Raw genomic sequence first — 12392 nt, forward strand, 5'->3', positions numbered from 1 at the left:
GCTTCCTCCAATCAGAACTTTCCAAGACGGATTTTGGATTGGTAATGGCTAATTGCTCATTGTTTTTCGCATTGATCATTAACCGTTACCAAGTCCCCAATCTAAAATCTAAAATCTAAAATCTAAAATTATATGGCAAACACCTGGTGGGAACTAAATATTTTATGTGAACCAGACCTAGAAGATACGATCTTTTGGCGACTGGAAGATTTTGGCTGTCGTGGTACAGCTAGTGAAAATAAAGGAAATTCATCTTTAGTCAGGGCTTATCTGCCGACAATTCAAACACAGCTACTAGATTTGGCAGCGCTGTCGCTGTGGCTACGTCAAGATGCTCTCTGTGTAGGAGTTTCATCTCCCTCAGTACAATGGCAATTGATTGATGAGGAAGATTGGGCGACTAGCTGGAAACAATATTGGCATCCACAAGAAATAGGCGATCGCTTCCTAATCAATCCAGCTTGGCTACCATTACCAGAAACAACGGAACGGTTAGTGATTCGTCTCGATCCTGGTGTAGCATTTGGTACTGGCAACCATGCCACTACTCAGCTATGTTTGGAATCCCTGGAAATGCGGCTAAGTGGAGTTTCTCAGTCCTTTGTGGGTAATAGTGGCAAACATGAGCATTTGGTAATTGCGGATATTGGCTGTGGTTCTGGTATCCTTTCCATTGGGGCACTACTATTGGGAGCCGAGAAAGTTTATGCAGTGGATACTGACCCTTTGGCAGTGCAATCAACTATCAGTAATGGTGCGCTGAATGATATTAGCCCAGAACGTTTACTACCTGCACAGGGAAGTGTAGACGTTTTGACAAAACTAATTGAAAGCCCAGTGGATGGTATCGTCTGCAATATTTTGGCTCATGTGATTATTGAATTGATTCCAGAAATGAGTGCGATCGCTAAACCTGAAACTTGGGCGATCTTCAGTGGTATTTTACTAGAACAATCTAAAGCTGTTGCTGACGCTTTAGAAGAAAATGGTTGGGTGGTTGCTACCCTGTGGAAACGAAAAGAATGGTGTTGCTTGAATGTACGGCGTTCTTAACTCAGTAGAAAAGTAATCCTAAATCATTCGTAAACAATAATATCTCCGCCTGTCGTAAAAGTTGTCGGGGATATTTCAGTGAGATAATATATAGATTACCCACTATTGACTTTTAAAACTAGCGATGAAAGAACGGCTACAAATCCACAAAAAAGCTGACTCATCCGCTTATTCGTCAGAGCAAAGTCAGTTGCGATCGCAAATAACCAAACTCAATAATTCCAACTTGATATTGTAAGGTGGAAATTGCTCAAAAATGTTGGCATCTATTTCAATATGATTCAAAGCAATGTCCAGCCTACTTAATTTGCCTTTCACCACTGCCCGGAATTATCTTCTTGTTGCAAACCTATCAACTGTCGCCGTTTCCAAGCATAGTGAAGAATATTAATACCTAATTCCTGAGCTGTACGAATAGTCAATCTGGGTAAACTCAAATCTCTATCCAATCCCCAAGCAGTTGCTAAATCTCCAATCGCTAAAATAATTCCTCCACCGATTAACAGTTTAATTTGCTGTTGATTAACCATTGGTAGTGCAGCAAATAAAAAAGGTTTTGTCCTTAAAGGATGACTGCGTTGCAATTCTTCTAAAGGTCTTAAAGGACTCTCTAACTGTTGTGCCAAGGCTTGAGTACTCTCAATCAGAGGATTAGCATTTGTTGGTGCATCAATTAGAAGCACACCACCTAAATTTAAGTAATTTTTTAAGGATTCAAATTCGAGACTATTTAAAGAAATTGCTTGTCCACCTGTGAGATAAAGGATGTCATAGTCTTGGATATTTTCTGCTAAAGAAACCTGACCTGGTTCATCAGCTCCTCGCAAACTTGGGTATAGGGGTTCTACTGCTTGTAACAAATACGAAAGGCTGAAAAAATTACGCGCACATTCGGGATCGCTATGATTCGCCTGCGCCATACACACAAGTGCTTGGGGACGCATTTGTGCCTGACGGCGATAACGCAAATCAATATTGTTATATCCAGGAAAGAAAGCATCCGCAGGTTGGGTAATGTCAGTATGTCCTGGTTGTAGGAGTATTCGACATATTTCTATTTCTGAACTGGCTGGTATAGAGTTTATTTGGTCAATTCGATAAGTTTCTTGAACAACATCTCTTTGCTGTCCGCGCCGCAATTCATCAGGGTCTACATAGCTAACTACTAAGTAGATCATCAGCGGTTCAGAACTTACTACTTCTAGATCGATAGGAAAATCATAAGAAGTTGGTACAACAATTAGATTACCTGCTAAATCAATTGCAATACCAGGTTGAATTTGCACCCAACGTCCATCTCGATATCTAGCTTCTACAAGGCTAGGAGCAGTCACATCTCGCACGCCTAAACCGCAGACAATTCCTGGTTGGTTTAAACTTTGGTATTGGGCATTTTGCCGATTACGGTGATAATCATGGGCTGTGCGCCAGCGTTCCGCATTGATTAGTAACCCGTCTGCGGCTTGCAGGCGTTCAAAGGATTTAATTGGTGGAGGTGGGAAAGGATGGGACATAGCAATTTTGGATTTTGAATTTTAGATTTTGGATTTTAGATTTTGGATTAAAAGTTTGTTTAATTTTATTTAACTACGAATTACGAATTACGAATTACGAATTACGAATTACGAATTACGAATTATCTGGATGTCGTGATTTGAACGCAGATTTGTATCAGCCCAGGAACATATCAAACCTTCCGATCCTGGATCGATCAATTGTTCTGGCGATGGTTGTCGTCGCCAATTTTCTCCTTGCTTGCGGATGGGAAACAGCAAGACGGGGCCTAAATGACGCACGCCTGGGGTTTGTTGGAGTAATACTACAATATCCGATGTATAAACGGGTCGCCCAAAGGGCCATCCTTTGCCGTCGATTCCTCCAGTTAATGGATTTAAATATTTATACAACGATCGCCTTAAATTCCGACGAATTTCTTCGCTGGCAAAAGGGTTATTGTATGCTGGCTCTAAAGCAACTTCTGTCTGTACAGAAACACCTACGTAATTCGGTTCTTCTAATTCTATTTGTACCCCTAATAACCGTCTTTCATCTAAGTAACTCAAAATTTGCTCTTGCAGGGCATTACTAAGGGCAAACTCTTCTGGTCTCATCCCATTGCCTTGTGCGATCGCATCTGTGTTTGCATAAGGAACTACCAGTAAACTAACTATACCAGCTTGCCTACGAGAATTCGCTGGCAAACATCGAACGCGGGCGATCGCACCAGCACCCGCTTGTTGAGTTAAAACTTCAAAATCTTCAGCAGTGACGGCGCGATCGCGCGTGCGGAGGATGCGGGGAGCCTTCATCACAGCCTGCTCCAGCGATTCGGCATCTGCACCATTGATTGCTGGTACACGATTGACCACACTAGCAACATAAGGATATGCAGACTTCAAAAACTGGATTGCCCCAGTTTGCACATTGCCTTCTCTACCCCCGCCTGTACGATAACTAACCATTTTAATCTCGGAGCCACGGGGAGGAATCGCCCCGTACTGGTGTTCAGATTGATTGTTTTCCCGGGTACTAAATTGTAGAGATGTGTCATCTAGTGATGGTTGCTGGATTCGCGATCGCACCTGAGTATGCTGTTTAAGTTGGCTAGGTTCACGAATCAGCGGCCCAAATTGGATTGTACCAGTCAGCGAATCGATTGTGTAATGAAAGTGATAAGGCCCAGAATCAGCAAAATCTCTCACCTCAGTCCACTTCTGAGGCAATCCACCAGCAGGAGTAACTAGGATATATTCATTTTCTCGGCGTTCTAAAATCGGTGCGCTTTGTAACTCGAAAGTCTGACCGGGTGTACCATCACTAATTCCTAAGCGCTCATCTAGAATCAGCGTACTGTGACTAGCCCTAACTGTACCGCCAATTGACCGCACTGCCAAACCAGTAATTCGTGGTGGACGATTGTAACCAGATTGATTGCCTTCTGTATTAATAAAGCTACAGCGCAACCAGCGACCTCGGTAAGAGGTAAAATTAGCCACCGGCCAAATTTGAGGTAGATGCAGACGTACCTCTGCTCCTTCAGACGGGTTCCCACCCTGTTCTGCGAGTTCGTAAAAACTGAAGCCGCGAGTCTCATCATCTGACTCTTGCAATAAAACTGATTGCCAATTTTCCCCATCCCACGCTTCCCACTTTCGAGGTGGTTGATTGGGGTTAATACCAGCAGGTGTAGCCGCAGCCCCTTGGAAAATAATTTCTAGGACATTAGCATCTATTGGATCGTCAGAATTAATCGCTAAATAAAAGCAGTTACCAGGCTGGGGTTCCTCTTCAAATATCGATTGTTCATTACCTGTCCAGAAACCGTTAGATTCACGAGTCCATGAACTTGTGACTCTTTCTCGCAGAGATTGGGGAATGTCTTCAGTGGTTTGGGCAGTTAAAAAGTGCTGTATCCGGGGTGTGCCAATAATTAGAGGAGAATCTGTACTAAAGGTAATAGCTTCTGTGGTTTCAGTTTGGATAGTTGAAGCTTCTAATCCTGCCGGAATAGTGTAGGCTTCAGGCAGTGCAGCGCTTAAATAAAAAGTTAATTCTGTGCGAGCTGGGGCGGGAGGCTGGAGACGAATACCCAATAATTCTAGAAAAGCTACATAATTTTTTCGAGGTACTTGGTTAAATCTGAGCAACATCTGGTCAGTTAACCAAGCAAATAACTCAATTAGCGTAATCCCTGGATCGCTGAGGTTGTGATCTGTCCATTCTGGACAGTAGCGGGGAATACGCATTATACATTCCTCCACCAAATCATCAAAGGCGCGATCGTCTAAATTGGAAGAAGGTAATTTCGGTAAAAAATCAAAGTTCATACCAATTTAAAAAAGAATGTGACAGATACAAGCCTAGAAACCCAGATAAAATGCAGCTTTCTGAAATTTTTAATTTTTAATTTTTAATTGGTATCACGATTCCTCCCCAGCTGAAACCAAATAATAAGGATAAACAAAGCTATAAATATCGGGACTGTCTTTGAGGCGATAATTGATGATGATATCCACTCTGCCACGCATAGGGTCGGGATCGGTGAGAACTTCATCAATAATAATCCGTGGTTCCCAAACCTCTAGCGCTTCCAAAACATAAAGGCGGATTTGCAGCAAAGTCTCGCTATTCAAGGTTGCAAACGCCAGTTCTGACAAGCGAGATCCAAATGTCGGTCGATAAACCCGCTCACCTACTCCAGTGCGAAGGATAATCCAAATAGATTCTTTAATTTTTTGATCTTCACGGCTAAGTTGTATCCCACCTTGCACACTTAAATGCAGTGGATAAGCCCAACCTGTTCCCAAATACTCTCGTTGACCACCATAAACCATATCTGGCACTTAGACAGCTGTTACATGGATATCTTCAAAGATATCGGCACAGAAAGTTTAAGCCTATTCGCCAAAGGTCGAGGTTGAAGAGGCAGGGGGCAGGGGGAGAGAAAAAATGCTTAACTCAAGCGTATTGGTTCCTACCCCGTCATTCACAGCGTTTTTCAGGCAAATGAACTACACAGGTAGGGGCACAGCACTGCTGTGCCCTTAAGATAATCTGTACCTCACCAAGTTGCAATCTGCTGTATTTATTTGAAAAATGCTGTAAGATTCGTCCACGAATCTTTAATACTCGTCTACGAGTATTAGAACTCCATTAATGAGTCTTTGAACTCCGTGAATGAGTCTTTGAACTCCGTGAATGAGTCTTTTTTACTCGTGGACGAGTCTTTAATACTCGCTGACGAGTCTTTGATACTCGTGAATGAGTCTTTTTTACCCGTGGACGAGTCTTTGATACTCGCCGACGAGTCTTTGAACTCTGTGAATGAGTCTTTGATACTCGTGAATGAGTCTTTTTTACTCGTGGACGAGTCTTTGAACTCCGTGAATGAGTCTTTGATACTCGTGAATGAGTCTTTTTTACTCGTGGACGCAGATCAGAATTTCACTTATCTACCCCCCTACTCCCTTATCCCTTCTGCCTCTCCAATCAGCCGCCAATCAAAACAGTGGGATTACCTTTGATAATTTTATTCGGTGGCCCTAATGCTTCTATAATAGTGTCGCCCATACGACAGGCAGGCAGGTTGTTAATCAGCACTGTCTTACTACCGTCAATTACAACACCGGGGCCATGGGGAGGTACAGGCGAGGGTGTGGCACAATTATGAATATCAGCACCTGCCGCAGCAGCACTGATTGCGCTACCCATAGTAGATGCTGCTGTTGTCTTTGTAGTTTGTTCGGCGGCTAAAGCAGCAGGTGCCCCTGGTGTACCTGCCGCTGCCTTGGTAGCAGTCTCAGCTGCTAAGACAGTCGCATCAGAAGCTGTTTTGGCAGATAGCAAAGCCGGTACTGCTGCTGCAAGCACACCCCGCCACGCAGGTAAAGACCCAATCAACACATTGCGACTACCTGGGCCTCCTGTCAATACTGGCGGTAAGGGATGCGCTACATTGTCGGTAATTCTTGCTGCTGGTCTACCCATGACAACCTCCTATAGTATTTTTCATTACTAAACTTCAAAATAATTCGTAATTAGTAATTAATTAAGGCGAATCATCGCACCTTTAACTGTAATTGTTCCCTTAGCTGAAATGTCTATATTTCCAACAGCATCTAATGACAGATTACCTTTTGATTCCACTGAAATAGACCTAGCCATATCATCCATTTTGATTGTATGACCGCCTTTGGTTTCAATCACTATACACTTTTGACTGTCATTGAGATAGATTTTGTGACCGTATTTAGTTTCTAGGCGAATACCTGTTTTACTAGTTAGTTTATCTTCGTCAATAAACTGTAGAGTATGTCCGACACGAGTTGTAAAGGTGCGTAATCTTACGCCACGTTTTGCAACTGAGTCACGCACCTTTTCCGGGGGTGCATCCTTGCCGTTCCATACCCCGCCAATTACATAGGGACGGTGGATATCGCCATGCTCAAAACCTACCAAAACTTCATCGTCTATCTCTGGTAAACAGTCGAAACCTCTATTTTTCCCTGCTCCCAAAGCTACAACTCTCGCCCAGTCACTTGTATCTTTTTCTGTGAGGGTGGGAAACTTAACTTTCACTCTACCCAATGCCTCTGGGTCTTGGTTATCAGTCACAATTCCCACTAATAAAGTCTCAGATGGTTGTAGGCGTTTTTCTGGAGATAGAGTTGTGAATAAGTCACCAGAACGTAGTCCCCGCACGCTGAAATCAGTTTTATAAACACGCTGACTGAAGAAATGGCGTGTTTCTGTAACATAATACTTACCACTATAGCGATCGCCCATACCCTCAAGAGTAACAACTCGCCCCGGTCGAATCTCAGGATTACCCTCTGCTTTGGCATCTGCATAAACAAATTCTCCTCCCAGTTCATCACACAGAGCCTGAGCCATAGTCTTTGCTTGTTTGGCGCTGGCAACGGGTTTATCTACAACAATCATTTCCTGGGACTTAAGATTAGAAAATGCAGTACTAGTAGTACTTCCTAGCTTATTACCTGTCTGGGTTATTTGGTTCTCTTTCTTAGCTGTTTGAGTAATCAATTGTTTCTTGGTATAGTCCCAGGCACGTACTTCCACAGAACTTACCTGTTCAGCACTGGTGACGCGAGTATTAAATTTCTTAATATCAACTAGCCATTTTAGTGGTAGAGCTTCCTGAGCTTTTGGTTTGCAAAAATTTATTTTGCCATCTGTAAGAAATAGTTCAAAACCAATGCGGGCAGCCCTTTCTCGCAAAAACTCCATATTAGTTTGGTTTTCTTGGAAGACATACTTATGGACTTCGCCACTTAAGTCTATATTGCCAAGTTTTATCCCTGCTTCTTTAGCTATTTTTTTTACTATGTCGCTATCCCTTTGATTCAAAAAAGAACGATTATAACGACCTCTGTGAAGACGATGGGAAATATCATAGCCGCGAACAATGATATCAGCTTCCGATTTCTCATTGAAGTTCACTTCCATCCCTGTAATTTCGCCTTCAATCAGAATCTTTTCTATATTTTCTTTAAAATTCTGATCTAGAGTAGTACTTTCAGTGAAACCCAACTTCACTTTCTTCCCAATCTTAAATACCTGCTCATATTGCCAAGGTTTGTTTTGTTGACGGTCAGAAGCGGGAATATAGCTATTATGTACTACTAACGTAAACATCGCTGGCAAATGAAGGCTTTATTCTATGGTGATTTGCAGCAAATCTTTCATCAATTCTGAAGAATCGCTTAGTCCTTCTATCTGGATTTTTGGTTCACTTAGATAAAGACTTTGTATAGGCATAACTATTATTTTATAACTATGAATTTTTCAGATTAACCTTGAACGATAAATGATTTAAAAATTAGTATTTATCACTTTGGTGACTTCGGTTTATCAGTTTTCCCCACCTTGTACTTTTTCATTACTGACTCTTTCGTTTCATAGGTATCGTAGAGTAACTGTTTAAGTGTGAATTTATAAGGCTCAACACCAGAAAAGTTAACTTTAGGGAGAAGTTCAGTACCTCTATTACCTTGTTGACTCTCCCATTTAACAGTTCGAGTAAAACTAATGTCTGTGGGATTAAACATGAATTCAATATTTGGTGCTTCACCGTTATGAGCTATAAGTTTTGCTTTCTCAAGTTGCGGTTGAAGCTTTTGAATAACAATAATTGCTGGACTTGCCATTTGAGTTTTTCTCCTAAAATTCTTGAATGGTATTTACCAAGGTAATCGACCTGAGTGACCGCCATGACGCTCTCGCTCAATTTCTATCCGTTGCCGTAATCTGTTATAAATTTCACGGGCTAGAGCTTCAAGATCAGCCGTATCATCTTTATCATCTTCTTGAGAAGACGAGGATACGCTCTCTATCGTCTCAGTTATTGGTTCGATTTCTCTAGATATGTCAGGTAGAGTGACCTCTCCACCATCAGCAAAGCCTCTAGGTGAAAGAAGGTGTTTAGCAAAAACTTGTGGCGATTCTGAAACATGAGAAGATTCATAATTTTGACTGTTAGATTCCACATCACTAAAGTTGAAGCTAGTGAATTCATCATTATTTCCATTTAGTAAATCTTCCACACTTGACCATTGAGAAGGTGTATTTGACCATTGAGAAGATGTATTAGTGCTAGGATTTGCTTTTCGGAAAATCAGGGGAGGTGATGAGTATTGAGGTGAAGGTTCATCCACATGAATTGTTTCGTTTTGAAGAGGATTAAGCTGTGGAGAATTTAGGATCGAAAGTTTCTGTCTTCCAATATCCAACCCCAAGGAAGAAGGAATTAAGGAATTGGATACCTGAGATGAATGAGTCTGTGCGCTTTTTAGTTGTAATGAAGTGTCTGGAAAAGAATCGACTTTAGTCGGAGTCTCTGGAGAAGTTTTTTGTTCTGATTCTTTAAAAATCTCAGGCGATGTGGCGCTAACTTTTAGTGCGATCGCTGTTTCACCAATCTCAGGTGATGTAGCGGTAATTGTTGGTGTTTCACCAATTTCAGGCGATGTTGTCGGAAGTGGTGCGATCGCTGTTTCACCAATCTCAGATGATGTAGCCGTAATTTTTGGTGCGATCGCAGTTTCACTAATCTCAGATGATGTAGCGGTAATTGTTGGTGTTTCACCAATTTCAGGCGATGTTGTCGGAAGTGGTGCGATCGCTGTTTCACCAATTTCAGGTGATGTAGTGGTAATTGTTGGTGTTTCACCAATCTCAGGTGATGTTGCGCGAAGTGGTGCGATCGCTGTTTCACCAATCTCAGGTGATGTAGCGGTAATTGTTGGTATTTCACCAATCTCAGGCGATGTTGTCGGAAGTGGTGCGATCGCTGTTTCACCAATCTCAGGTGATGTGGCGGTAATTGTTGGTGTTTCACCAATCTCAGGTGATGTGGCGGTAATTGTTGGTGTTTCACCAGTTTCAGGCGATGTTGTCGGAAGTGGTGCGATCGCTGTTTCACCAATTTCAGGTGATGTAGCGGTAATTGTTGGTGTTTCACCAATCTCAGGTGATGTTGCGCGAAGTGGTGCGATCGCTGTTTCACCAATTTCAGGTGATGTAGCGGTAATTGATGGTGTTTCACCAATTTCAGATGATGTGGCGGTAATTGCAATAGGGCTTTTTGCAACTGAAGACTCAGAATTAGATACAGCAACATCCGCCGCTACAGTATTTTTATCATTCGCTAAAGGAGGAAATAAACTAGGTGCATCATCAACATCAGGTGAAGTCAGTGCTGACGACAAAGTTAGAGGATTATCAACAATAGCATTATCTCTAACAAAATTATTTTCGATACTTTCTGATATTAAGTCGGGTTCAATGGCTGTAATTGCCTCACAATTACTATTTGTATGTGGTAATTCTTCTGACTGCAATGCAGAGGTTACGCTTGATGGCACCTCTTTTGCTTGGATTGAATTAGTTTGGGAAGCAGTGGTTTGATTATCAACTATAGAAGCAGTTTGAGATGTTTCGATATCCTGTTCTGATGGTGTTGGGCTGACTGGGATATCTGAGATATTAACTACTTGTGATGCTTCAGGGATTACTTGATTGCTCAAGTTGCTATCCGAGGTTAATATTTCCTCCACATTATTATCTAAAGTAAATTCTCTAGGCGAATTTTCGACTAATTCATTTGTATTATTCTTTAATCCAATCTTTTTTTGTAAAGGTAAAATGCTTTCTGTTAAAGAGGGATTTGCACTAGGTACACTAGATGTTACCTCAGAATTTTCTTGCAGAGTATTGTTAGAAATATTATTTAATAAACTCGATTTTTTTTCAACAATAGGTGAAGTTGGTGCTGTTGTGCTAGGCATTGTGCTACTAACATAATCACTATTGTTTGTAGTATTGCCTGAAGCAATATCCAGTTGTAAAATGGGGATTTCCGAATTACCCTCAACAGACAGAGGCTCATCTGATGCTAATAAGCTATCTTCCTTACGATTAATAGTAATGTTGCTTTCATCAAAAGATTGCTCAACATTTTTAGCCGCAGATGATTTAGTAGGCTTTTTAGTTCTAGATTTTGATTTTGTTTCTGATGGCTGTTGAGATTTATTTGTTATTTTTGATTTAGCTTTACCTGGAATATTTGGTTTTTGTGAGATATTATTACTCGTCTTTTTAACAATGCGAGTTGGCATTATCTCTGGAATACTGTCTTTTACTGATTCCCTACTATTAGTATTACTATTTTCTAGTGGAGTGATTGAATCAGAAGAATCAAACTCAAGCAATGGGAACTCACTATTTATATCCTGAGTATCCCAACCTATTAATGGTTGTATCGATGGTTCCTGTTCACGAGACAATAAAAATTTAGAGGATGTGACTAATGGTGGTTTAGTTTGTATGGGACTAATAAAATTATTTCGTGAATGCAGAAAATGAGACTCTTTTCTCAATAACATTCTGTGAGGAGCAGATAAAGATGATATTACCCCAAGTGGATGAACATTATTTCCTAGTGGAGATTGATTAATTTGCATAATTATAGTTTCAAAATAGCCAATTAACTAGAAACGAAATATCCGGTTTTTTGATTTCGTTGTACAGAAATACCTCCTCCTGTAGCCCTTGCAACTTGTAAACCTTCATAAGCTAAAGTTAATTCTTCAATGACAACTGCGTTTCCATCTGCTTGGAGTGCAGGTGTTTTCCAGGCTATGGGAATAGCACCAATCAAAGTCCAACTCATCATTGTTTCACCCGCTTGATTGAAAATCAAAATATTGACATTCCATCGAGATGTCTTCTTTTTTTCATCAAAAACTGTACTCATCCAGTTCCAAAAACCTGGATGATCGGTAACTCCACGTTTAAGAGTTATGTCTGCAAATTCTGTATGACCTAAATAAATTCTTTGCTGGTCGTTGACACCACCTTCATTAAAAACATTTTTCTTAATTTGAACACTTAATCCTGAACATTCAGTAAAAGATGCAGCAATAGTATTGTCTATCTCTACATAGAAACGATTAGTAGTGACATAATTTAGTTCGTGAGTAATATTGCCATTATTAGAGCTTGGAGCAACCTTGCCATTATTATTAAGGCTTGGAGTAACCTTGCTATTATTAGCTTTTGTAGCCATTACAACCACCTCTGAGAACTATAATTACCTAGCCTTTCGCGCTGCGATCGCATATCTTCTAGCAAGAGTTTATACACATGCTCTGTGAGTTGGTTCAGCAGCAGTGAATCATTGAGGTATTTACTTGCCGTTTTAGCCACCTTGCTGGCATTAGATGTCGCTGAAACCCCAGCGTAGCCAGCAGTACTGCCAACATCTCCATCGAACATGAAAAAAGTTTTTTGCTGATTTGAGTCCATAAATAAAAAACTCT

10 protein-coding genes are annotated in these 12392 nt (G+C 41.1%); 1 reads left to right on the top strand and 9 read right to left on the bottom strand.

Annotated elements, in window-relative coordinates; all coding sequences use genetic code 11:
• Positions 1-132 precede the first annotated feature (132 nt).
• Positions 133-1053, top strand: a complete 921-nt coding sequence (gene prmA / locus NLP_RS25735) for a 50S ribosomal protein L11 methyltransferase (RefSeq protein WP_104908804.1) — start codon at positions 133-135, stop codon at positions 1051-1053.
• 314 nt (positions 1054-1367) lie between these two features.
• Here prmA and NLP_RS25740 read toward each other — a convergent pair whose 3' ends face one another.
• The 9 genes from NLP_RS25740 to NLP_RS25780 all read right to left on the bottom strand — a co-directional run bounded on the left by NLP_RS25740 (position 1368) and on the right by NLP_RS25780 (position 12378).
• Positions 1368-2567 carry a DUF4159 domain-containing protein gene (locus tag NLP_RS25740; RefSeq protein ID WP_104908805.1) on the bottom strand — a complete coding sequence of 400 codons (1200 nt, stop codon included), beginning with the start codon at positions 2565-2567 and terminating at the stop codon, positions 1368-1370.
• A gap of 108 nt (positions 2568-2675) precedes the next feature.
• The gene (locus NLP_RS25745; RefSeq protein ID WP_104908806.1) at positions 2676-4880 is read right to left on the bottom strand and encodes a putative baseplate assembly protein; all 2205 of its coding nucleotides are present in this window, start codon (positions 4878-4880) and stop codon (positions 2676-2678) included.
• A gap of 93 nt (positions 4881-4973) precedes the next feature.
• Positions 4974-5387, bottom strand: coding sequence for a GPW/gp25 family protein (locus NLP_RS25750; protein ID WP_104908807.1), 414 nt, complete (start codon positions 5385-5387; stop codon positions 4974-4976).
• Between the two features lie 655 nt (positions 5388-6042).
• Positions 6043-6540 carry a PAAR domain-containing protein gene (locus NLP_RS34375; RefSeq protein ID WP_199784692.1) on the bottom strand — a complete coding sequence of 166 codons (498 nt, stop codon included), beginning with the start codon at positions 6538-6540 and terminating at the stop codon, positions 6043-6045.
• A gap of 57 nt (positions 6541-6597) precedes the next feature.
• Positions 6598-8208, bottom strand: coding sequence for a VgrG-related protein (locus NLP_RS25760; protein ID WP_234017068.1), 1611 nt, complete (start codon positions 8206-8208; stop codon positions 6598-6600).
• A 194-nt stretch (positions 8209-8402) separates the two neighbouring features.
• Positions 8403-8720: a CIS tube protein gene (locus tag NLP_RS25765; protein ID WP_199784693.1), complete on the bottom strand. Its 318-nt coding sequence runs from the start codon at positions 8718-8720 to the stop codon at positions 8403-8405.
• 33 nt (positions 8721-8753) lie between these two features.
• A complete protein-coding gene (locus NLP_RS25770; protein WP_104908808.1) occupies positions 8754-11534 on the bottom strand; it encodes a hypothetical protein in 2781 nt (926 codons plus the stop codon).
• Between the two features lie 23 nt (positions 11535-11557).
• Positions 11558-12139, bottom strand: coding sequence for a phage tail protein (locus NLP_RS25775; protein ID WP_104908809.1), 582 nt, complete (start codon positions 12137-12139; stop codon positions 11558-11560).
• Positions 12139-12378: a hypothetical protein gene (locus NLP_RS25780; protein ID WP_104908810.1), complete on the bottom strand. Its 240-nt coding sequence runs from the start codon at positions 12376-12378 to the stop codon at positions 12139-12141. The genes NLP_RS25775 and NLP_RS25780 overlap by 1 nt, the downstream gene beginning before the upstream one ends.
• Positions 12379-12392: the final 14 nt, after the last annotated feature.

This window comes from Nostoc sp. 'Lobaria pulmonaria (5183) cyanobiont' (assembly GCF_002949795.1).
Classification (GTDB): Bacteria; Cyanobacteriota; Cyanobacteriia; order Cyanobacteriales; family Nostocaceae; genus Nostoc.